Source organism: Brevibacillus sp. NRS-1366, assembly GCF_050467985.1.
The window spans coordinates 39,555-61,697 of the sequence record NZ_JBITPN010000016.1 but is presented as its reverse complement, the minus strand read 5'-3'; the positions used below and the strand labels follow the sequence as shown (position 1 = coordinate 61,697).

General features: G+C 48.6%; 20 protein-coding genes. 2 read left to right on the top strand and 18 right to left on the bottom strand.

Annotated features, from left to right (window positions below):
* Position 1: 1 nt before the first annotated feature.
* From menC to ACIFQN_RS08340, 8 genes are all read right to left on the bottom strand, one after another.
* Positions 2-1,117: an o-succinylbenzoate synthase gene (gene menC, locus ACIFQN_RS08375; protein ID WP_429832555.1), complete on the bottom strand. Its 1,116-nt coding sequence runs from the start codon at positions 1,115-1,117 to the stop codon at positions 2-4.
* Positions 1,118-1,154: 37 nt separating this feature from the next.
* The gene (locus tag ACIFQN_RS08370) at positions 1,155-2,069 is read right to left on the bottom strand and encodes an ABC transporter permease (RefSeq protein WP_429832554.1); all 915 of its coding nucleotides are present in this window, start codon (positions 2,067-2,069) and stop codon (positions 1,155-1,157) included.
* Between the two features lie 15 nt (positions 2,070-2,084).
* Complete coding sequence (locus tag ACIFQN_RS08365; RefSeq protein WP_429832553.1) at positions 2,085-2,999, bottom strand: ABC transporter permease; 915 nt, start codon at positions 2,997-2,999, stop codon at positions 2,085-2,087.
* A 98-nt stretch (positions 3,000-3,097) separates the two neighbouring features.
* Positions 3,098-4,621, bottom strand: coding sequence for an ABC transporter substrate-binding protein (locus ACIFQN_RS08360; protein ID WP_429832552.1), 1,524 nt, complete (start codon positions 4,619-4,621; stop codon positions 3,098-3,100).
* A 91-nt stretch (positions 4,622-4,712) separates the two neighbouring features.
* Entirely contained in the window at positions 4,713-5,552 is an 840-nt protein-coding gene (locus tag ACIFQN_RS08355; RefSeq protein WP_429832551.1) for a MurR/RpiR family transcriptional regulator, read from the bottom strand.
* A 243-nt stretch (positions 5,553-5,795) separates the two neighbouring features.
* On the bottom strand, positions 5,796-6,227 hold the full coding sequence (locus tag ACIFQN_RS08350) for a small multi-drug export protein (RefSeq protein ID WP_429832550.1): 432 nt from the start codon (positions 6,225-6,227) through the stop codon (positions 5,796-5,798).
* 84 nt (positions 6,228-6,311) lie between these two features.
* The gene (locus tag ACIFQN_RS08345) at positions 6,312-7,307 is read right to left on the bottom strand and encodes an ABC transporter permease (protein WP_429832549.1); all 996 of its coding nucleotides are present in this window, start codon (positions 7,305-7,307) and stop codon (positions 6,312-6,314) included.
* The gene (locus ACIFQN_RS08340) at positions 7,273-8,232 is read right to left on the bottom strand and encodes an ABC transporter ATP-binding protein (RefSeq protein WP_429832548.1); all 960 of its coding nucleotides are present in this window, start codon (positions 8,230-8,232) and stop codon (positions 7,273-7,275) included. Before ACIFQN_RS08340 ends, ACIFQN_RS08345 begins: the two co-directional genes overlap by 35 nt.
* Positions 8,233-8,361: 129 nt before the next feature.
* Here ACIFQN_RS08340 and ACIFQN_RS08335 point away from each other — a divergent pair, with 129 nt between their 5' ends.
* On the top strand, positions 8,362-9,150 hold the full coding sequence (locus ACIFQN_RS08335) for a GDSL-type esterase/lipase family protein (RefSeq protein ID WP_429832547.1): 789 nt from the start codon (positions 8,362-8,364) through the stop codon (positions 9,148-9,150).
* Here ACIFQN_RS08335 and ACIFQN_RS08330 read toward each other — a convergent pair.
* From ACIFQN_RS08330 to ACIFQN_RS08290, 9 genes are all read right to left on the bottom strand, one after another.
* On the bottom strand, positions 9,142-10,377 hold the full coding sequence (locus ACIFQN_RS08330; RefSeq protein WP_429832546.1) for an MDR family MFS transporter: 1,236 nt from the start codon (positions 10,375-10,377) through the stop codon (positions 9,142-9,144). The genes ACIFQN_RS08335 and ACIFQN_RS08330 overlap by 9 nt on opposite strands.
* 346 nt (positions 10,378-10,723) lie before the next feature.
* Positions 10,724-11,572, bottom strand: a complete 849-nt coding sequence (locus tag ACIFQN_RS08325; RefSeq protein WP_429832545.1) for a YtnP family quorum-quenching lactonase — start codon at positions 11,570-11,572, stop codon at positions 10,724-10,726.
* Positions 11,573-11,643: 71 nt separating this feature from the next.
* Positions 11,644-11,940, bottom strand: a complete 297-nt coding sequence (locus ACIFQN_RS08320) for a hypothetical protein (RefSeq protein WP_429832613.1) — start codon at positions 11,938-11,940, stop codon at positions 11,644-11,646.
* Positions 11,941-12,108: 168 nt separating this feature from the next.
* Positions 12,109-14,112 (bottom strand): FAD-dependent oxidoreductase, encoded by a 2,004-nt coding sequence (locus ACIFQN_RS08315; RefSeq protein WP_429832544.1) that lies wholly within the window; start codon positions 14,110-14,112, stop codon positions 12,109-12,111.
* Between the two features lie 146 nt (positions 14,113-14,258).
* Entirely contained in the window at positions 14,259-14,729 is a 471-nt protein-coding gene (locus tag ACIFQN_RS08310) for a hypothetical protein (protein ID WP_429832543.1), read from the bottom strand.
* A gap of 81 nt (positions 14,730-14,810) precedes the next feature.
* Positions 14,811-15,125, bottom strand: a complete 315-nt coding sequence (locus ACIFQN_RS08305; protein WP_429832542.1) for a hypothetical protein — start codon at positions 15,123-15,125, stop codon at positions 14,811-14,813.
* A 226-nt stretch (positions 15,126-15,351) separates the two neighbouring features.
* Complete coding sequence (locus ACIFQN_RS08300) at positions 15,352-16,830, bottom strand: LCP family protein (protein WP_429832541.1); 1,479 nt, start codon at positions 16,828-16,830, stop codon at positions 15,352-15,354.
* A 329-nt stretch (positions 16,831-17,159) separates the two neighbouring features.
* A complete protein-coding gene (locus tag ACIFQN_RS08295; RefSeq protein WP_429832540.1) occupies positions 17,160-17,297 on the bottom strand; it encodes a hypothetical protein in 138 nt (45 codons plus the stop codon).
* Positions 17,298-17,353: 56 nt separating this feature from the next.
* Positions 17,354-18,313 (bottom strand): carbohydrate kinase family protein, encoded by a 960-nt coding sequence (locus ACIFQN_RS08290; protein ID WP_429832539.1) that lies wholly within the window; start codon positions 18,311-18,313, stop codon positions 17,354-17,356.
* 211 nt (positions 18,314-18,524) lie between these two features.
* Between ACIFQN_RS08290 and ACIFQN_RS08285 the strand changes: the two genes are divergently transcribed.
* Positions 18,525-19,745, top strand: a complete 1,221-nt coding sequence (locus ACIFQN_RS08285; RefSeq protein WP_429832538.1) for an MFS transporter — start codon at positions 18,525-18,527, stop codon at positions 19,743-19,745.
* Positions 19,746-20,037: 292 nt separating this feature from the next.
* Here ACIFQN_RS08285 and ACIFQN_RS08280 read toward each other — a convergent pair whose 3' ends face one another.
* Entirely contained in the window at positions 20,038-22,107 is a 2,070-nt protein-coding gene (locus tag ACIFQN_RS08280) for a YecA family protein (protein ID WP_429832537.1), read from the bottom strand.
* Positions 22,108-22,143 lie beyond the last annotated feature (36 nt).

Here is a 22,143-nt window from a genome sequence, read left to right as displayed (position 1 = left end):
CCTACCCTCTCATGACAACCTTGCTGGCTGTAGTGTATTTTTCTATCAGCTCTGGTACGGGTGTATAGCCGATTCCTGGTGCATCCGGTACCGTAATCGTTCCGTCCGCCGCTACTTCCACATAGGGAGAGATGATGTCTTCCTTCCAGTAACGAGATGAGCCTGCTGTATCTCCAGGAAGCGTGAAGTTGGGTAAAGTCGTGATTGCGACATTGTGCGCCCGACCGATTCCAGACTCCAGCATCCCTCCACACCATAGCGGGATTCCTTTTTCCTGACACAAATCATGGATTCGCTTAGCCTCTGTAAGTCCCCCGACTCGTCCGACCTTCACGTTAATAATACGGGTGCTGCCCAACTCGATGGCTTTGCGGGCATCTTCATAAGAATGAATACTCTCATCGAGACAAATCGGCGTCTTTAACTCTTTTTGCAGCGCGGCATGGTCGATAATGTCATCGTGAGCCAAAGGCTGCTCGATCATCATAAGATCGAACTCATCCAATTGTTTCAACATTTCCAGATCATCCAATGTATAGGCGGAGTTGGCGTCTGCCATCATCGGGATATTGCCGAAGCGCTCGCGCAAGGCGCGAATAACATGGACGTCCTTGCCCGGCGCGATCTTGATCTTCATCCGGCGGTACCCTTGCTCCAAATACTTTTCAACATTGCGGAATAAATCATTGATGTCGGCTTCGATCCCCAGACTAATGCCTACTTCAATCTTGTCTTTGGTCCCGCCCAATGCTTTTGCGAGAGTAATCCCTTTTTGTTTTGCATACAAATCCCAATAAGCTGCATCCAGTGCTGCTTTCGCCATATTATTGCGACGAATCGGGGCAAACATGGCTGCGATGTCATCAGGATGACTGATCGATTCCTTTTCGAAGATCATCGGAACCAAAAATTCTTCCAGCATGTGCCAAGCCGTGCCCACTGTTTCTTCACTATAGAATGGCAGACCGGAAACAACACACTCGCCGTAACCGACGAAATCCTTGGTGTGAACTTCTACTAACATAAAATCACGGACAAGTTGTGTGCCAAAGCTGGTTTGGAATGGCGATTTCATGGTCATGCTCATTTTACGTAGAACGATTTTTTCTGCTTTCATCTTTATCTCGACCCTTTCTCGTTTATATACCAACCGATTAATCTACTTTCGGATCCAACATGTCACGAATCCGGTCACCTGCCAGATTGATCCCTAGGACTGTTATCAGAATTGCGATACCCGGGAGTGTTGCAAGCCACCACGCTGTTGCGATGTACGGGCGGCCAGTACTCATCATGAAGCCCCAACTCGGTGTAGGAGAGCTGACACCCAGGCCGAGAAAACTAAGTGATGATTCCATCAAGATCGCCCTTGCCATGGCTAACGTGGCTAGCACGATTACAGACGGAAGACAGTTGGGCAACAGATGCCGCCAAATAATTCGCCAATGCCTGCTTCCCAAGGCGTAGCCAGCCTGGATGAATTCCTGCTCGCGTAGACTGATCACTTCTCCACGAACAAGCCTTGCGTACTGTGTCCAGTCAGTCAAGCCAAGGACGAGGATCATGTTGGGAAGACTCGGCCCCATGACAGCAATCGTGGCAAGAGCCAACAAGATGAATGGAAAAGCCATCATGATGTCAACCACTGTTGATATGGCAAAATCCGTCTTGCCACGAAAATATCCCGCCAAGATCCCCAGTGCCGTACCCAGTGAGAGGGAAATCACGACTGCAAAGAATCCGACTGACAAAGAAACCCGTGAACCGTATACGAGACGCGCCCAGACATCTCGTCCTACTTCATCCGTTCCCAGCCAGTGGTCCCATGTTCCGCCAACCTGCCAGACCGGTGGCATTAATTTATGATCGAGATTGACTTCAATCGGATCATGACTGGTTAAAAGCGGTGCCGCTATCGAAATAAATGTAATCAGCAGAACCATAGCGAGTCCTATTATACCGATAGGATTTTTAACAAATTTACGGTACTTCCGCTTCCATTCGGGAACAGCCTGTTTGGGGGCCTCCACAACTGGCTGTACAGCGGTTTGCAACCCTGCATTACTCATTGAAACTCACCTCTACTAGCCAGATTTGATTTTGGGATTGAGGTAACGGTACATAGAGTCGACACCAAAGTTCATCGCGGCTACAATGATTGCCAGGATCACGACACAGGCCTGCACCAATGGATAGTCTGCCGTATAAATCGCCTTGACGACGAGCTGTCCTACCCCTGGCCAAGCAAATACAGTCTCCGTCACGACTGCTCCACCCAGAAGTTTGCCGATCTGAAAGCCTACGACTGTAATGATCGGGATCGCTGCATTTTTCAATGCATGCTTGTAAATGACGACTTTCTCCCCTAATCCTTTGGAGCGCGCTGTACGGATGTAATCTTGCTGCAGTACCTCAAGCATGCTCGATCGAACGATCCGAAGAGTGGTCGGGGCAACCCACACCGCGAGTGTAAAAGCTGGCATAATCAAATGCTCCCAGCTCCCTCTTCCTGAAACAGGCAACCAGTGCAGCTTTACTCCAAACAAAAGCATGAGCATAATTCCGGTCCAAAAGATTGGCATCGACTGTCCCAAAAAAACTGCAACGGTCACCAAATTTTCCGAGACGGAATTTCGGTTTACAGCCGAGTAGATCCCCAGTGGAATGGCGATGACAATACTCAAAACAGTTGCAAGCAGCGTTAGTTCCAATGTGGCTGGTATTCGTTCCAACACGACATCCAGGGACGGCTGATGAAACTTGAGAGAATCACCGAAATCTCCTTGGACTGCCTGTACCAGAAAGTGGACGTACTGTTCTGATAAAGGCTTGTCAAATCCCATCTGATGTCGAAAAGCGTCAATTTCCTCCTGAGTAGCTTCCGGCGGCAGCATCAAGAGCACAGGGTCCCCCGATAAATGGATGAGAAAAAATGCAATAGACGAAATCCCAAACAACACGAGGACAATTCGCAAGCATTGCTTCAACAGTGCTCCCACATAGGTTTCCTCCTTTCAGGTATTGAGGGGAGAAGCTCTCCTTTTCACGCATGGCGTATGCTCCTCCCCTTACTTTCTAATTCTGCATTCTCGGGTAGTTACGGATTGATATCAATCTCATAAGCAAAAATGCGTTCATCCGCCCTTGCTTGGAATTGCAGCTTGGTGTTGTATGCCTGATTGTCCATAGGCGAGAACAAGAATATCCATGGCGCTTCCTTGTGTAACAATTGTTGGGCCTGGCTATAAAGCGCTTTTCGTTTTTCCTGATCGACGGACGAACGCGCCTCGTTAATCAATGCATCCAGCTCTGGCGTGTTAAAGTACCTGCCATACACTCCCTTACTGTCGAACATCGGCTGGAGAATCGCATCTGCATCATAGACGGAATAACTGCCCCAATGTCCCAAACGGAACGGTAGATCGCCTGCGCGCTGTTTTTCTACAAACGAGCTGGACTCTGGATAAAATTTTGCTTTCGCTTTGATCCCAATCTTGTTCAAATCGGAAATAACAGCATCTGTGATCTGCTGGCCAATCCCCGGTGTAAAATAATGGATTTCGGTTTCAAAGCCGTCAGCATATCCTGCCTCTTTCAATAACGTTTTTGCTTTCTGGGGATCGAATGCATACGGCTTAATCCCTTCATCAAATCCAAAGTGATTCGGGTTTACTCCCGTAGGAGTACGAACAGCTTTGTTACCCAATACTTTTTCAACGATTTTATCAATGTCAACTGCGTGGTTCATCGCCTGCCGTACGCGAATATCGTCAAACGGCTTTTTCTGCGTGTCAAAGGCGATGTAATACACACGCAACAACGGTGTTGAAGCAACCTTGATTTGTTGATTCCCCTCAATCTGAGCTAGCATATCAGGCGGAACCATGCGAATAATATCTACCCCGCCACTTTGCAGTTCGGCAATTTGGGTCGCTACCTCAGGAATGATACGGAAGCTTACCTTGCTGATTTTTGGCGCACCTTTATAATATTTGTCATTAGCTTCCAGAACGATTTTGTCCCCTTTCACCCACTCAACAAACTTGTAAGGCCCAGTTCCCACCGGCTTTTGTGCGAATTCCTGGTCCCCAACCTCTTGCACGTATTTGGGTGGGACGATGCTGAGATAGAACAAGCGGTGCGGCAGTAGGTTATATGGTTCCTTTGTCTTGATTTCTACCGTGTAAGGATCCAGTACGTTCACAGCTGAAATCGCACTGATATTACCACGCTGCGGGCTCTTTTGTTTCTCATTCAACACCCGTTCCAAAGAAAACTTGACAGCATCTGCATTGAATTCCTCACCATTATGAAAGGTGACGCCTTGGCGGAGCTTGAAGACCCATGTCAGGTCGTCTTTTCGTTCGTAGCTCTCTGCTAAACCCGGCTCGATTTTCAGATCACGCGACAGGAAGAGCAGCGAATCAAAAATATGCCAGTTCGTCGTGATCGCATTCGGCTCATTATGCATGTGCGGATCCATGGTAGGAACATCAGAGTCGAACGCCACAACCAACTCTTTGTTCCCTCCTGAACTGGATGAGGACTGGGAACAGCCACTCAGTCCAACCGCAAATGCCAACATGGAAATCCAAAGACTTAGTAACCATTTTTTCTTCATGTAGACCCCTCTTTCTTTTTGACTGTTTCCAATTGGCAGTTAATTCAATTTAAACAAAGAAACAAAAATCCCCCCTTTCATAGGCCTCCAACTATTCCACAAAAGTGCTCCAACTGGAATAGAGCTGCTCGAATTTTTTCATCCTCGTTTCGGTCTGCGTGCTGTTTTTTTCTTCGATACCTGCAAGCAACAAATTCAATAGATTGATGACGGAAGCATTGGAGTAGTGACCCGACTCGATGTTAATTTCAGTGGTAAAGGCGATGTCGGACAGACGGCTGACAGGAGACAATAGTCGGTCTGTAGCGGCGATGATTCTCGCACCCATTTGCTTGCTGGCTTCTACTACCCGTATCGTATCTTTGGTATAGCGCGGGAAGGAGACAGCGACGACGACAGACTTGTCCGTCAAACTGACGATCCTCTCTTCTATTTCGCCATTGAATGGAATGAGCAGCACATTCTTGCGGATCATGCTGAGGTAATAAGTAAACCAATGAGCTGCCGCATAAGAAGCGCGATACCCAATAATGAGTACCTGATCCGCCTCCATCAGCCAATCCACCGCTTTCCATACGTCCTGCTGGTTCAACTGGTGCAAGGTTTGCCGCAAGATCGCAAAGTCCCGCTCGATCACCCTCGTAAAAATGCTCGACTCTTCTCCTGCGAGTGGTGCACTTTCTGTAAAACGGGACGTACTGCTTTCCAGGACATGTTGCTGGATCGAAGCCTGCATGTCAGAAAACCCTCTAAAACCTAGTGCATAGGCAAGGCGGATCACAGTCGTTTCACTAACATCTGCTTCCCTGCCTATCTGAACAGCAGTAAAAAAAGCGACTTTTTCAATGTTTTCCAACAAATACTCAGCTACTTTTTTCTGTCCTGACGACAACTGTGTAAAAGATTCCTTGACAAGCAGCTCAAACGACATTTATTTACTCCTTTTCTCATAATGGTTAAATGCAGAATCAACTGCTTCATAATAACAATATTGACGCAGGAAAACCTTCTTTAACATAACCTATTTATACCACAAAACACAAAGGCGTCAACAATATAAAATAAATTTTCTGAATCATCTCCAAAATGAATTATCGCCATCTAGTGACCAGCGTCCTTATTCAACACACAAAAACCGCCTTTGCACGAAGCAAAAGCGGTTTTTGTCAGTACTTCATGGCGTCATGAATTGGAGCAGACCGTATGCAACAGCAATCGTCAAAATCACACTCCAAATGACGATTCCGATAGCCATCCACCCCATCAGCTTACCCGTCGGTGCACCAAGTGAGATACCGAGCGCGGCACCGAGTGGCGCTCCGGTCAAAAGTGGAGAGGCTAGGCCCAAACCAATGACACCGTATTTATCCCAAATGCGCGCCATGCGCCCTTGTTTTTTCCCTTTTTTCTCAATTCGCTTGAGCAGCCAGCTTCGCAGCGAGCCGCCCAAAAAGATCACGATTCCTGCACTTGCAACCGCCCCAATCGCACTGAGAATTCCGATCATGACTGGAGGCAGTTGCAAGGCAAATCCAAGCGGAATCGCTGCCCATAACTCCAACATGCTCGTAGCCACTACACTACCCCATTTCCACAGCATTTCCATCGTAAAGGGTTAATCTCCTCTCGTTGTTACGTATCTACATATGCTATACGTACAGAAACAGAAAAAGTAACCATTTTTGCCAAATCAGGACGTCACATCTCTGCGGATAAAAGCCGTATAAGCTACAATCAGTGCTGCAATCGCCCAGATCGAAAGGACAGCAAGCGAGAAGGGCAGGGTCATTCCTTTGATTGGCGGCAAGGTTCCATTCAGATAATCAGTCAATTGCAGATTCACGACAAACAAATACTTGGAGGACTCCCACGAGGACGCCATCTGGGTTAAGATCGTTCCACTGATGAGCGCTGCCATCATAATCCCCATCCCGGCTGCTGCACTGCGAACAAGTACGGAAACCATGAAGGTAACAGTGCCTACCACCATGCATACAAACCAGCCGAGCCCGTACTGCATGAGCAAAAACTGCCACTGTGGGAGCATGAACGCCCCTGCCGTCGAAAGCTCCCCTCCTGTCACCTCGAAGCCGGTCAGTATCGGGAGATCCCAGCCCGAGTAACCAAAAACCACACCAGACATCAGATAAGCCAGGATCAGCGTCATCAACACGGTGAGCGAAGTAAATAGCAGCAACGTAATGTACTTGCTGGTTAGCACCTTCCAGCGCCTGACTGGACGGGTCAAAAGCAGCTTGATTGTCCCTTCGCTAAACTCCGCTGACACCAGATCAACTGCCAGTACTACGATGATCATCGGCAAAAACATCGAGATAGCCTGATCCATGAAGCCGCGGGCAAACGTAGGTCCGCCAGGTGCCATCGGATTAATATCATGATCGAGGTAATACTGCTGCTGCTGAATCCGGATTTTAATGAAATCCCGCCACTCCTCGGGAAGGCGGCTCGACGCCAGCCTGTTTTGCATGTCAACGATTTGCTGGGTTAGCAGTGGGCGCCAATCCGTTGTCCCCATTCGTTCCTGAGCAGTAACTACGGAACGGTACTGCGCGTATGTAAAGATCGGAATCAGGATAGCCAGAATGAGCACCACGACGAGAAAACGCCGGCGGCGAAGCAGTTTTACCGTCTCATTTTGTACGAGTCCCAGCATGCTCTGTCCCATGTTTCCCACCCCCTCCCGTCAAGGTAAGGAACAGATCCTCTAATGTAACCGTCTTGGTTGCGATACCCGTCACAGGAACTCCCGCGTTTACCAGTGCCTGGTTCACTGCACTCACTTGCTCTACATCCATGCGGGTTTTCAACCGTTCTTCCCCGCTTTGCCATACTTCCGTGACCGCTTTTATTCCACCCAGAACACGAGACGCTTGCTCCAGATGAGCGGGCGGGATTGTCCAATCTACCTGATTGGCAAACTGCTCCATCAGTTCCTTCACGACGCCTACCGATATCACGTTTCCTTGGCTGATGATCGCCACACGGTCACACATCATCTCTATCTCGCTGAGCAAGTGGCTGGAGATAAAAACAGCTAGCCCCTCTTCCTCGGCAAGGCGGCGGATAAACTGACGCAGCTCACGGATACCAGCCGGGTCAAGACCGTTTGTCGGTTCATCTAAAATCAGGATTTTAGGTCGATGAAGCAGTGCTTGAGCAATACCGAGTCTTTGGCGCATACCAAGCGAATACGTTTTTACCTTGTCGTCGACGGCTCTCTCCAAATCCACGAAGCGGACGATTTCTTCCATACGCGCCGCAGATATACCGCCGCTCATACGTGCAAATTGCTCCAAATTCTCCCTGCCTGTCAAAAACTTGTACAGCTCTGGATTTTCGACGATACAACCTACTTGTGAGATCGCCTTTGGAAAATCTTCCTGCAACGAGATGTCCCCGATGCGAATATCGCCACCATCTGCTTTCGCCAAGCCAACTAACATGCGGATCGTCGTCGTTTTACCAGCGCCATTGGGGCCTAGAAAACCAAACACCTCGCCAGCGTTGACATCAAACGTAATATCATGAATGATCGGTTTTCCCCCGATCGCTTTTTTCAAGCCTTTTACCGTGAGGACTGTATCGGCCAAAGTGCGCCCTCCTATCCATATGTCGTCCCATCGCCTGACGGAGACGTTCTGTTTATGGTACACTGACAAAAGATGTCCATCCACATTATACCATGCAAAACCATCCAACATCGAATAGGAGGGTACCCGATGCGCACATCCGGCCAACTCCTTTGGCGCACGGCAGGTCTTCTGTCTTTTCTTTCCTTTTTGCTTTTTGCTATAGGCTTTGTGCTCGCCATGAATCCGCAGCAGCTAGCGCCGTCAAATGCTGCTCCCCCTGCCCACACTGCCAAACCGGCAACGCCTTTGCCAGCTGCGGGTGTTCACAAGGTCGTCGCTTTGGGGGATTCTCTCACACGAGGAGCGGGTGACGCAAACGGTCAGGGCTATGTAGGTCTCGTGCGCCAAGCACTGGAAAAGCAAAACGGTCAATCGATTACCTTTACGAACCTGGCGATCAACGGCCAAGAGTCGTCCGATTTACTTACTCAAATATCCCAGCAGCAAGTAAAAACACTGCTGACTGAAGCCGATCTGATCTTGTTTACGATTGGCGGCAACGACTTGTTCAAGCAAACAGGCGGCCTGTATTCCATCGACAAAGAAAAAGTGGCCGCAGCCATCAAAGGACTTACGACCAACTACGAAGAAATTATTCGGCAAATTCGTTTGTTAAACAAAAACGCTACCATTGTCTATACATCGCTTTACAATCCATTCGGAGATACCGAGACAGGTCTCGAAACGATCAAGCCCGTACTCGACTGGAATAATACTTCTTCCCAGATTGCTGCTCGTTATCCACATGTGATCGTGGTGCCAACCTACGATTTGTTCCTCCGCAAGGAACAGACTTATTTGTACGCGGACCACTTCCATCCGAATGAAAAAGGCTATGCGCGCATTGCCGAGCGCATTATGCAAGCCTTACAGTGAATCTACACGCGAATAATTGAGCGATTTGCCATGACTCGCCAGGTATACTCGCTGACCTGCCCATTGGAATGCGGTGCTCATCATCGAGAACGCAGCGACAACCAGGAATAGTGTCGTCCCTCCATAAGAAGCGAGCAGGATCCCGCCCATCCAGGGACCGATGAATTGCCCCAGATTACTGAAGCTTTTCGCGCCGTAATAGCTGCCGCGCATACCTTCTGGCGCCATCCGGTCAATCAGGACATCCCCTGCTGTAAAGGTCAATATTTCACCAAATGTGAACAGGACCATCGCTACAATAAACACCAACCAAGAGCTGGCAAAGGCGTATCCCACATCTCCTAGGGCATACATGACGTTTCCCACCATAATCGCGGTGAGAGGCGTCTTTTTTTCTGCCCAACTGGTTAGCGGCAATTGCATCAGCACCACCACAATCGCATTTACACTCATGAGGATCGCAAATAGCTCTGTCCCGTTAGTGACTGTCATCTCCGCGAATTTGGCCAGTGTAGAGGACATTTGCGAATAACCAATCGCTCCGAGTACGCCGGCAATCATATATAGACGGAACGCTTTGTCCTGCACAACTACCCGAAAGGCGCGTCCGAATGTCACGGTCTCTTTTTTCTGTCCCTCAATTTGTTTAATGCCAAACTTGTTGAGCAAGCCTTGCAAGCTAATCACATAAAAGAGGTAGATGATCGCTGTAATCATGAAGGGCAGGGCGACCGATGTCTTCGCTAGCACTGCGCCTGCAATCGGTCCCACCGCAACCCCGACGTTGATAGCTGTGTAGCGCAAACTAAACACGCGGAAACGCTTTTCTGGCGGCGTCACATCGGCCATCAACGCTTGTGAAACCGGCTCGTAAAACGACCTACAGAGCCCGCCGGCCATGTTGAGCAACAGCAGAATCATCGGATTTTTACTTAGGGCAAAGCCGACAAACACAAACGTCCATACATACAAGGCACCCAGCATGACTCGTCTGCGGCCAATTTTGTCAGACAAGGTGCCGGCAATGAATCCACCCAGCGTTCCTGCCAGTGGACCAGCTCCTATCGTCAGCCCGATCGTCGCCAAATCCATATCCGTATTATTGGATAAGTATAAAAACAAAAACGGCATGCTCATTGAGCTGGCAGCCCTGACGAACACCGTCCCGACCACCAAAGACCAGACAATCGGGTGAAACTCCTGCAAACGTGTCTTCAACCAACTCATGTTTTCGCTCTCCTCGCAACTGTTCTGTCTCTCGCTGTCTGCTATTAGAAAACTTGGCGATGCCGAGCCTTTAGGCGACAGCAGAGCCGTAGTTGCACTTATACTGGATAAGAATGGTTATAAATTCTTATCTGTATTAGAAAACTTGGGTTCGCCAAGCCTCTGGTGCAGGCGAGTACTTTCCGATAGTAGAACAGACGCTCTACGATGTTCTCATTGTAGTGAGCAAACAAAGGTTCGTCAATCATCATTCAAAATTTTTCGATTATGAAAAATTTCTATGAGACTTATCAAAAATTCGATAAGATGCTTACACGTAAACAAAAAAACCGGGATCCCCCGGTTTTTACAACGCTACATCAATATGCTCGATGATTTCGCCTTTTTCACTCCATTTAACGACTCGATAGAGCGCGTCATGGTAAAACGTAAACCAGGCGCCTTGCCGCATTCCTTCCTTGATCCATTCTTCCTTGGCATAGATAGAGGTCATCGGATAGTCGTCGTAAGCCATCACCCACAAAGAATTTTGATGAGCATGGGTCGGCATAATATCAGCGAGGTGGAGAATGAGCTGGCCTTCGCTTTCCATCCGCACGACAGCATGTCCATGACTGTGGCCGCCCGTGTGATGCAAGGAGATGCCTGGCAATACCTCATAAGTGTCTGCGTACGTCTGTACCTGGTGCTCAATAGGGCGCCAGTTTTCCTCCCAATACGTATTGCGGGACCTGATATTCGGCTCTCTCATTTCTGCCCATTCCAGCTCCTGCACATAAATCACCGCTTTTGAAAATGTAGAGACGAGCTGACCATCCTGCCAGGATACCAGTCCATTCGCGTGGTCGTAGTGCATATGCGTCATGATGACGATGTCGATGTCCGCCGGAGTCAGTCCCTTTACCGCCAGTGATGGAATGATCTGGGACTCTTCCTCAAGGCCAAAATTACGCTTCTGCTTCTCCGTCAATCGATCATTCCCCATGCCTGATTCGATCAAAATTCGTTTTCCATGCGCCTCTACCAAAATCGGGTCCGCCCGAAGCGGGATTTGATTGAGTTCATTCGAAGGGTAGCGTTTGCTCCAGAGCGGCTTGGGCACAACCCCAAACATTGCTCCTCCGTCCAGCTGAGTCAGACCGCCTTTCAACCATGTCAGGTGAAACTCACCTGCTTTCCATTCGTTCAATTGCATATCCTTCTGCCCCCTAGCCTCATTTGTATAATGGTATATTTTTAAAGTGAAAAGCACCCATTCCGGGTGCCTTACAGCTTTTCTGCCACACTTACGGTTCGGGTCGCCGGAGCGATTTCCAACAGTAAATCACTAGAGACTGCCTGCACGGTAACATCCGAATCGCTGCGTCTATGATGAAGCACGAGCTGGGCTACTTTTTCATTTTCACAATAAATGCTGATTAATGTTTGTAGTGGGTTTGCGCTGCCGCCTGCAATCACCTTAAACCCTGGGGCAATCGTAAACGTCCACCCTTCCACCTCTATTATTGGAGCAGAAGAGTACAGGAAGTAACGTTTCCCCAAAAGAATGCCATTATGATTCATCAAGGCGAGTGCCCCCAATCAAATGAATTTGAACAGTATGACCCTATTTTGCAAGAAGATACGTACGATGAAAAGTGTTTCGACAAAACTTCTTAAAAGATGACACACTCCATTCATCATACACCACGGCTTCTTTTTTCGGAATAGAAAATCTCTTTGCTGTTTACGCTAGATGATTCTTCCTACTTCGGAGCCCTCCAGAATGGCACGTTTGGCATCCAGCTCCCCAGCTTCCCTCGCTCCGCCAATCACATGAACAGGCAAACGGCCCTTTAGGTCTTGAAACAGCCTGTCATTAGAGGTTGCTCCGGCGGCGACGATCACTGTATCAGCGGGGATCAGCCGTTCTTCGTCCTTTTGACTCACGAGCACACCTTCCACAGTAATTTTATTGTAATCAATCTGTGTGATCATCTCGACTCCATGCCGCGCCAAACTAGCGAGAACCGCCCAGCGCGTCGTTTTTCCAAGCCCTGTCCCAACATGCTTTCCTCGCCGGAGCATGTAGACCTTGCGCTTGCCATCCTGCATTCGGTTTACTTCTTGTTGATTGAGAACCTGATATTCGAGCAAATATTGCGCCACTTTTGGCGAGAGCGCCTCCTCCTGCATCAATAAATGGGACAAATCACAGGCAATGCCTCCAGCACCCACAATAGCGACACGCCGCCCCACTTTCACCTTTCGTTCAAAAACCTGATCGTAACTGACAACATGAGGGAGATCCACCCCTGGAATCTCAGGGCGTCGGGGAATCACTCCTGTAGCAATGACGACCTCTGCAAAGCCTTCCGCCTCCAAAGCCTCTACCGTCGCAGTGAATCCTAGTCTGATTTCTACTCCCAGCCTATTCAATTGAGTTTGATAGTAGCGGAGAGTTTCGTTGAATTCTTCCTTGCCAGGGACCTGACGGGCAAAATTGAGCTGTCCACCAATTTGATTCTGCTTTTCCATCATGACGACGTGATGGCCTCGTTCTGCTAAAACTCTTGCTGCTTCTAATCCTGCCGGCCCAGCGCCGACCACCGCCACCTTTTTTCGGATATCCGTCGGGATCAGTGCCCACTCCTTCTCTCTGCCTACTTCCGGATTCACAAGACAGGAGGCGACTTTCCCATCAAAAATATGATCGAGACAAGCCTGATTACAGGCGATACATGTATTCACTTCATCAAATCGCGATTGTTTGCTTTTGACGACAATCAGGGCATCAGCCAAAAAGGGGCGCGCCATGGAAACGATATCACTTTGCCCGCTTTTCAAGATCGACTCAGCCTGGCGCAAATCATTGATTCGATTGCTGGCGATCACAGGGATACTCACTGCTTCCTTTACCCGCTTTGCTACCCATACGTAGGCTCCGCGCGGTACCATCATCGCAATCGTCGGCACGCGTGACTCATGCCAGCCTATCCCGATATTGAGAGCATCCATCCCGGCCCTCTCCAGCATGCTCGCAAATAACAACGTCTCCTCCATCGTAGTGCTGTCAGGAATCAAGTCCACTCCAGACATGCGAAAAATAATCGGATAATCAGGGCCTACCGCATGGCGTACCCGTTTGGCTACCTCCAATCCAAATCGCGCACGCCTGGTAAAGTCCCCTCCCCACTCGTCTTCCCGCTTATTTGTTACAGGTGACAAGAACTGGTTTATCAAATAGCCTTCTGATCCCATAATTTCGATCGCATCGAACCCGGCCTTTTGCGCTCGTACGGCTCCGTCAGCAAAGGCTTTAATTGTTGTTTCGATCTCGTCTGCAGTAAACTCGCGCGGCTGCCAGCGGTTTATGGGTGCCTGCAATGGTGATGGTGCGACAGGATCAATGCCCGTTTGATCTTTGTTTGCATACCGGCCCGCATGGAATAGCTGCAGGGCAATCCTGCCATTTTCTTGATGCACCTGTGTTGTAAGAAGCCGCAACTGTTCAATATCCTCATCCCGATATACATTGCAATACTCCTCACCCATGCCTCCTTCCGGGAGCACAGATGCCCCGCCCGTTACGATTAAACCTGCTTCTCCACGGGCCCGCTCAGCGTAAAAGGTTGCGAGACGATTGACACCGTCCTCCAGCTTTTCAAACCCTACATGCATGGAGCCCATCATGATTCGATTTGGTAGTGTCAGTGATCCGATCTGAATAGGTTCAAACACTTTTGAAAGTACCATTGCATGATCCCCCACTCTTCGCGAATGAATGCTCATTCATTTTTCTTTCTTACATCATTCTATGTACCTTCTACAAAATCCTTCTAACTTACCACTTGCCAATACGCAAAAAAGCCCGAGAAAACATCCCGGGCTCGCTTCCTTTTTTATTCCCCTATATTGACCAGCTTTCCCAGATCCTTGGCGAATTGCTCCATCGTTTTTGCAAATTGCGCTTCCTCGTCATCTGTGACTGGTTGTTCCACGACGAAGTGGTAATCGAGCAAAAACGAAGCTTCCGCCATTTTTTCCGGCTCCAGATAGCGTCGTTTTTCGGTAAGGGAAATCTCTGGAATCATCGTTCTCGCCCTCTCCCATTGACGAACTACCTGTGCTTCCTCCAGATTCCCTGGGTACGCAACCTCTACTTCCACTTCACAGCTCCCTTGTTCTTGCATTAAAAAAAGGTGAATGGACGCCATGGGCACATTTTCTTCTTCAGATGCAGCAAAGGAAATGATAACCTCTTGCAGTTCCTCTTCAGCAAGCAAGGAATGATCCGAACGCAAAACGATATCGGTTATCACTCCATGTACAGATAATTGATCGCTAAGTTTTTCTACCATAAATTGCAACACGTGCTTGGCTCCCCCTGTCTTTCGTTGTACTCTGCAAGCAGTATATCACGAGCGCAGGAACATGGAAAATGAACAACCCCTTCACGCAGAAGGGGTTGGAGTATTGTTGATATTTTTTTGATTCATGAATTCGGATAGCCACGCTCGACGTACTTCCTTATTCGGACAGTACCCCAAAATATAGCTCTCTCCGCGCATATATTTTTCCTTGATCCACTCTTTGTGTTTGCGGAAAAAGGCGTGTTGGAAATCAATCGGCATTTGCTGATATTCTTCCAAAGCTGAGGGGTTCTGGAGGAAAAAATCTTCATCATACACAAATTCTTCATTTTGTTGGCGGCTGATCAGGTACACGAAAGCAATCACCAGAAACAGGTTCACCAAGAAAATAGTCATCCAAATCCCTCCAGTCAGGCTTTTAATTATCTGATTACTCTGTCTTATCAGCATATTATTATTGTACCACGCTTTTGGTGTTTTCTAAACCTCTCCGAGCGTTAATTTACAAAAAAACTTTTTGAAAAGTGAGTATATTGAACCAGTTCATTTTTTTCGATAGCTGCTCATAGAAAAAAACACCCGTTCTTGGAGAACGGGTGCCTTCTTAATTATTTATGCTTCGTCATGAATTGCTATTGGAGTTCCCCTGACTAGGCGATGATCCTGCTTCTTGAGCAGATGGCTGAATAATATCAGGGGGCGGTGCTGCGCCTCCATTTGTCGCTGGCGGCACTGAAGGAGGGGTTGTTTGCTCTTTTTGTGGAGTCTGTCTTGTTTGTCCATTTTGTCCATTTTGTCCAGCTTGCCCTTGCTGTTCAGTGCCTACGATATCCGGCGGTGGTGCACCCTGATCGGAGGTTTCCCCAGGATCTACTGCATCTGCTGGAGGCTCCATCTCTTGCTCTTCCTCTTCAGGTGTTTTTTTCTTAGTTGGAGGCGGAGCTGCTGCTTCTGTTGTTTTCTTTTTCTTTGTCGTCTGGTTGCTGGATGCCGCTACTGCAGCCTCACCCGAGCCCAGGACAGGCGAGTTGTTTATTTGAGCGACTACACTTCCTGACAAGCCCATCTCGGCTTGCAGAGAATTGCGGATTTCCTCCAGCTTTTCTTTCTCCAGATAAGTGTATCCGCCCTGCCAATACGCGCCATTTTCCAGAGAAGAGACAGTCGAGGCACTAAAGCCTTTGAAATCGAAAGCCAAGCCTTTGATTTGATCCTTAGAAAGATCGGTATGTATATTCTTCGCGCCTACATCCATGATGTTAAAGACTTTGGTTAATCCTTCTACGGAAGCAACCTTATCCACAATCGCTTTGATGACTTCTTGTTGACGTCTGTTGCGGTCAAAGTCGCTCGAGTAGTATTTGGTTCCCCGGTTGTCGTGGCGATGACGCACATAGCCTAACGCTTGCTCGCCATTCAGCTTTTGGAGTCCCGGACTGAGGTTAATATGGGTATCATCGGTCGGATCGTCATAAATTAGCTTGCGGTCTACGTTTACCTCTACACCGCCCAATTCGTCTATGACAGCCTTGAACCCATCAAAGTCAATCGCAACGTAATGCTCAATCGGAATCCCCAAAATTTCGTTGAGTGTCTTTTTGGTCAGCGAAATTCCGTCCTCGGTCGGAACCTTGTTGTTGCGCTCTGCCTGGCGACGCTCAGCTTCGCCGTTTGCGTAAACAGAGTTAATTTTATGATAATCCCGATAGCCTGGAATCTTTACTCGCGTATCACGCGGGATGGAGACCATCGTCACTTTTTTCGTTTTCGGGTTGGCGACCGCTACAATCATAACATCTGTGTTCATGGAACCTGTCTCTGGACGGCTGTCCGAACCAAGAACAATGAAGGACATCGGCTTGTCTGAATGATAAACAGGGTCAACATTTTGTGAGACGGGCGAAGTAAAGCCATTGTTTCCTGCATTTGTCACTTCATTCAGAGTGTCATCAATTTTCCAATAAATAGCTCCAGCAACACCGCCAACCAAAAGAAGTGCAATCAAGCTAAAGAAAACCAAGAATCGACGTACTTTGCGATTACGGCTCGGTTGTTTTTTGCGGGGAGCAGAAGCGCGTGTTTTTGCAACAGTTTCTGGCATATGTATCAGTCTCCTTGTTCGCGCACGCTTTTTAAACGTATAAGAATGTTCTGTAGAACATTCCGGTACGCATGGTAACTTTCCGCTAAAACGCGGTCGCTCAATCTCGAGCAGGCCTCGATCGAGGTTTTTTGACAAACAGAAAGGGAGGCACAATTGTGAACAGTGCCACTCGACAAGATGCACTAATATTTTCTTCAGATGGTAATACTCTGATTCAGGTATTGTAACATATGATTGTCTGCATTTGTAGAAAAATGTTCCTGTCACAAAAAATCCCCCATCTATTTGTCGATGGGGGAAACCGTTGATTTTGCTTTTATGATGCCTTATTGCAGCCCACGAGGTGCCTGACTGAATCCTTGTACGGGACCATCGTTTTTCTTGTTTTTGGAACGGTGGGAGTCGCCTCCTTGTCGCACGTGGCTCTCCTGTTTTCCGTTTACATCGTTTGATTTCTTTTCCATGTACACTCCTCCTAAGGTGCGAGACTCGCAAGTAGTGTACGTCAATGTATGTAATCTCATCCTCGCTCCCGATCACCTATCTGCAACTGACTTGTAGCATAAAATTCTTTGCGCTGCAAAAATTGCTCTATATCGTACATCCCTTTCTGCTTCCCAGACAACTCCGCGAGTGCGATCCCGTATGCCGCTTGCTCCACAAGTGAGCTCGCTTTGTTTTGTGCATATATTACACCTGCTGCAAATGCATCTCCCGCCGTCTCCCGAATTGGGTTAGGTGGTGCTTGCATCCAGATGGAGTCCTTTTGATCGCATAGGCAAATGCCGGCATCTCCGCAATTAACCATGATCTGCCGGATCCCCTCATCAACCAGCTTGCGGGCGCACCGCTCCACGTCATAAAACGAATAAAGAGATTGACCGCTCAACGTTTCTATTTCATCGATACTGGAAATAAGCAAATGAACACCATCCAGCATTCCTCGCCATTTTTCTGCTTTTTTGACAGAGACCGGGTCGACGATGACCATTTTATCCAGACGTTTGGCTTCATCGAGAAATTGTTGCATCACCGCTTGGGGCAGATTGGCATCCATAAACAAACCCGCTGCTTGTGGGAAACGTCTTAGCGTACTTTGGACAAGCGTTTCAGTCCACGCGTCGTTCACATCCATATCAGCAACACCAGAGTACAGCTCGCCGTCCAAATCCCGGATAGCCAAGTACCGGCCTGTCGACTTCCCTGGTATGAGAAACATTCCATGTGTAGCCACACCACTTTTGGCCGTTGTCTGTCTCAACCATTCACCGTCTGGATCTTCGCCAACGAGGGCAAATAGTTGTACTTCCTGTCCCAACCACCCCAGGTTTTCCGCCACATTTCGAGCTACTCCGCCTGCCGCTTGCTGGACATGACCAGGATTACTCGTTCCAGGCAACAATCTGGCATGAGTGACTCCTTGCACATCCACATTGGCTCCACCTACACATAGCCAATATTCTGACATCCCTTCCAGCATTACAGCACCCCTCTTCGCCTTTTGCTCTTGGTCTAGTCCATCATCATCCTCTCTTTTTCGACAATGGAGGTTCGTTTACCTACCTGTGCAAAAATCTTCATGAGGATCATTGCTTCATTCCTTATACCCCATCTCTATATTCCACTTATACAGTAATGACGCCCCACGCTATCCATGCTACAGTGAAAAAAAAAGACGGAGATGAAACCTTATGAGCGCTTCAGCAACACCAATTCAGGCTCCACCCGCGGGGAGTGCAGCGCCTACTGTTTATCGCATGTTGTTTGCGATCAGTGTGGTACATTTGCTCAATGACAGTTTACAGGCGGTCATCCCTGCCTTACTTCCCATCGTGGAAAAGAACCTTTTACTAAGTTTTACGCAAGTCGGCATGATCTTATTGGTGATGAACTTAACTTCCTCTGTTCTTCAACCGGTGGTCGGCTACTTTTCCGATCGCAAATCACGGCCATTCCTTCCTCCGATTGCCTTGCTCGTATCCGGGCTCGGCATGCTGGCACTCGCTTTTGCTGGGAACTATTATGTTGTTCTCTTGGCAGTAGCTTGTGTGGGAATTGGTTCCGCAGTCTTTCACCCCGAAGCATCTCGTTTCGCACATCTGGCATCGGGGCCACGCCGAGGGTTGGGACAGTCCATCTTCCAGGTGGGAGGCAACGCAGGCCAAGCTCTCGCCCCATTAATGACGATATTGGTTTTTGCCAATCTCGGCCAAACAGGAGCGATGTGGTTCTTGTTGCCCGCTCTCATTGCCAGCACGGTTCTTCTTTACGTTGCCCTGTGGTACCGTGGACAACAGCGCCTGAAAAAAGCCGCCGCAGCTCCTGCAGCGTATTCCCATCGAGATAAGCGATTAATTGCCATAGGTCTTTTGGTGCTAATTGTAAGTGTCCGATCCTGGATGAATGCCGGATACCAGAGTTTTTATCAGTTTTACTTGATGTATGTCAAGGATATGGAGTACGCCAGCGCACAGCTAGTCATTTTTGGCTTTTTGCTGGCAGGCGCTATCGGTACGTTTCTAGGTGGCCCTCTCTCGGATCGTTTTGGAAAGCGCAACCTGCTGATTCTCTCCACATTGGGTTCACTCCCATTGACTCTCCTGACGCCTTATGTTTCAGGTTTTTGGACGTTTCCGCTGCTTTTTTTGAGCGGGCTGATCATGCTTTCCAGTTTTTCTGTAACGGTTGTTTACGCACAGGAGCTGCTTCCAGGCAGAATCGGCACTGTATCAGGTCTCATTATTGGTCTGGCTTTTGGAATGGGGGGGATGGGCGCCCTCGTCTTTGGGTCCCTCGCAGATACGTTCAGCCTCTCGTTTGTCATTACACTATGCTCCTGGTTGCCCTTGATTGGTATGTTAGGCTTCTTATTGCCCAAGGACGAAACCGTTCGCAACTGGGGACGCACCTAATCTCATGCTTTTCATAAGAAAAACGCGGGAAGTTCAATGAAGTGCACCCGCGCCTTTTGGGTAGGTGGTCGGTGAGGCTGTGGCGGAGAAGAGGAAAAGGGAGAAAACGCTCCAGCTTCTTGGATCCCCTGCTGAGGGGTCATCCCTGCACAGTTCCATGAAAAAAGGGAAACCGCGTGGGGTCACCACAAGAACGACACTCTTCTACTTCCTTTAAGACTGAGGAACGAATTCGTTTACCATACAAAACCCCGAGGAAGTAAGATTCCTCGGGGTTTGTCATTTCATCTGTTTATACCAGTACACTCGTCGGCGCGCCCAACAAATGAGCTACAACAGGTGGATACAGCTCTGGTGTACCATACAGTCGCCAATTGCCGTCCTCACCTTTACCGAACAAGCCTGCAATGATCCAATCAGAAGCCAGTACTTGTCCAGCGTCTGCTTCGATCACAAGGTTGATCTTCTCGCCATTTGGCCTTAGAGCCACCCAGCCGTTCGCCTTCATCTCTTGAAGCAATAGCGGTTCTTCGGAGATTTCTGCGAGCGAAGCAGAGGTATTCAGTACATTCTGGTTGGCTTCCTTCTCCAGAAGACTTCTCATTCGATACGTCTCTGGCAAGGTTTCTTTCAGTTCATTAAACAATGGCTGCATTACCATATGCAGAGAAGCTGCCCCTTGCTTGTCCAGCCACTTGAAAAAAGCAGAGAGTACAGACAAGAGGTTCGTTGCCAGCGTCTTTGTGGTCGCATCCGCACGAGTATAGATGTCGTGAATTAGGAAGTAGGCCATATTCTCTCGGCGCAGTTGATCCCATGTAAAAGCAGGACCAAATGCCCCTCTAACGAAGGAACGGAAGTTATTCATCACTTCATCGTACTTTTTGACAGTCGCTTCTGACTTGCCGTCTGTCATTTCCTGTACGAAGCGATTGATGTCCGCCAACCTCTCCGGATGAACGGTATACACGCTCTCAGGCAATCCCTCAATCAAAGGACGTTCCAGCAGATTGTTCACATGAAGGCTGTCATTTGCAAGGGTCAAACGCGGCCGGAGCATGTCCATGCGGATAAAGCGAGCCAAGCCCTGTCCGATCTTGCTGTCTTGCTCCATTTGTTCCATCAGCGCTTTGAGTTTGCTGCACAGCTCTTCATTATCCGTTGCAGCCACTAATATTGGAGCCAGATCGTCCAGCTGTTCATGCGGGGTTACCAGCCATTTTTCTGCGAAGTACGTTTGAACAGCCCACTGCAGGACCTTTGGCGGAAGCATAGGTTGACTCGTGATAAACAGTGTTCCTCTTGACAGCTTAGAGTTTGTGGACGTCAGAACGCGAATCTCCTCTTCGCTTTCGTACGCCAGTAGTTCCAGCAGACGTGCTACTTCATCCAGCTGGGGAGCATATCCTTCCAGCAGGAGCTTATCCTCTTGCACCAGCACCTCTGCTTGTACCTCATAAAGCTCAAGCAACGCATTTTTTAGCATCGGAAACAGGTGCTCTTCTTTGCGTGTGGCATACACCCAAATCTCACGTGACCCATCCCGTTTTTTCAGTTCAAAGGCTCTGTTTGCCTCTATGCTCTTGCGCAATTGCTCGCGATTGGCCAAGGCATACGTACGGCGGAGCAAAGCATCTTCTTTTGTCGCCTGCCCCTCTTCTGCAGCTTCACCAAACTGAACAATGAAACGATACAGCTCTGTCGTATATACGCGTTTGCCAGTATCGTCAGCCGCATCCGCCACTTCAGGATGCCCGTTCAACCAATCCAGCAACTGTGTTTTCACATGCGGCTGCAAAATGATACTGCCCGAAAAGAGCATATCGCGCAGCCCCAAATTCAGAAGACGTCCAACGATAAATTGACCTGGCCGTACGTTCAAGTTATTGGATCGAAGCATGTAGTGCATTTCTTTTGTGATCGGCTGTTGAATCGTCAGGACATCACGTTCCACTTCAACGATCTCATACACATTTAGGTGCAACCGGGCAAAAGCACGACGAAGATCTGGTTCCATCCGACGGCCATGCTGCTTTACATAGTTCTCCAGCAGTGTGCTTCCGCTTGTTTTCACGTCCAGAACACACCAGTTGAAGAAATGAGCCGCCCATTCTGGACGAATAACGCTCTCTTCCGAAAGACCGACCTCATCGGCAAAACGGCTTCGAGCTTCCTGAATTACTTCGCTGGTCACATTTCCACCGACAAAATGGTTCAATCTTTCAACCCAGCCAGCGTATTCTTTTTGTAATTTTTGTTCGTGGCGGCTACGCAGCTCCGTTATCGGCGTGACTACCCCGCAGCATTTTTTGTATTTTTTCCCGCTCCCGCAGGGGCACAATTCGTTTCTTCCTACTGACATAGAGGGTTTGGATCTCCTTTCCATCCCACGCGGCAT

What these genes read in the sequence shown, in the direction of transcription:
- menC (WP_429832555.1), bottom strand. Translation starts at nt 1,117, where the DNA reads ATGAAAGCAGAAAAAATCGTTCTACGTAAAATGAGCATGACCATGAAA.
- ACIFQN_RS08335 (WP_429832547.1), top strand. Translation starts at nt 8,362, where the DNA reads ATGCGCACATCCGGCCAACTCCTTTGGCGCACGGCAGGTCTTCTGTCT.
- ACIFQN_RS08330 (WP_429832546.1), bottom strand. Translation starts at nt 10,377, where the DNA reads ATGAGTTGGTTGAAGACACGTTTGCAGGAGTTTCACCCGATTGTCTGG.
- ACIFQN_RS08305 (WP_429832542.1), bottom strand. Translation starts at nt 15,125, where the DNA reads ATGACTATTTTCTTGGTGAACCTGTTTCTGGTGATTGCTTTCGTGTAC.
- ACIFQN_RS08360 (WP_429832552.1), bottom strand. Translation starts at nt 4,621, where the DNA reads ATGAAGAAAAAATGGTTACTAAGTCTTTGGATTTCCATGTTGGCATTT.
- ACIFQN_RS08285 (WP_429832538.1), top strand. Translation starts at nt 18,525, where the DNA reads ATGAGCGCTTCAGCAACACCAATTCAGGCTCCACCCGCGGGGAGTGCA.
- ACIFQN_RS08295 (WP_429832540.1), bottom strand. Translation starts at nt 17,297, where the DNA reads ATGGAAAAGAAATCAAACGATGTAAACGGAAAACAGGAGAGCCACGTG.
- ACIFQN_RS08315 (WP_429832544.1), bottom strand. Translation starts at nt 14,112, where the DNA reads ATGGTACTTTCAAAAGTGTTTGAACCTATTCAGATCGGATCACTGACA.
- ACIFQN_RS08320 (WP_429832613.1), bottom strand. Translation starts at nt 11,940, where the DNA reads ATGAATCATAATGGCATTCTTTTGGGGAAACGTTACTTCCTGTACTCT.
- ACIFQN_RS08280 (WP_429832537.1), bottom strand. Translation starts at nt 22,107, where the DNA reads ATGTCAGTAGGAAGAAACGAATTGTGCCCCTGCGGGAGCGGGAAAAAA.
- ACIFQN_RS08290 (WP_429832539.1), bottom strand. Translation starts at nt 18,313, where the DNA reads ATGCTGGAAGGGATGTCAGAATATTGGCTATGTGTAGGTGGAGCCAAT.
- ACIFQN_RS08355 (WP_429832551.1), bottom strand. Translation starts at nt 5,552, where the DNA reads ATGTCGTTTGAGCTGCTTGTCAAGGAATCTTTTACACAGTTGTCGTCA.
- ACIFQN_RS08345 (WP_429832549.1), bottom strand. Translation starts at nt 7,307, where the DNA reads ATGGGACAGAGCATGCTGGGACTCGTACAAAATGAGACGGTAAAACTG.
- ACIFQN_RS08300 (WP_429832541.1), bottom strand. Translation starts at nt 16,830, where the DNA reads ATGCCAGAAACTGTTGCAAAAACACGCGCTTCTGCTCCCCGCAAAAAA.
- ACIFQN_RS08370 (WP_429832554.1), bottom strand. Translation starts at nt 2,069, where the DNA reads ATGAGTAATGCAGGGTTGCAAACCGCTGTACAGCCAGTTGTGGAGGCC.
- ACIFQN_RS08325 (WP_429832545.1), bottom strand. Translation starts at nt 11,572, where the DNA reads ATGCAATTGAACGAATGGAAAGCAGGTGAGTTTCACCTGACATGGTTG.
- ACIFQN_RS08350 (WP_429832550.1), bottom strand. Translation starts at nt 6,227, where the DNA reads ATGGAAATGCTGTGGAAATGGGGTAGTGTAGTGGCTACGAGCATGTTG.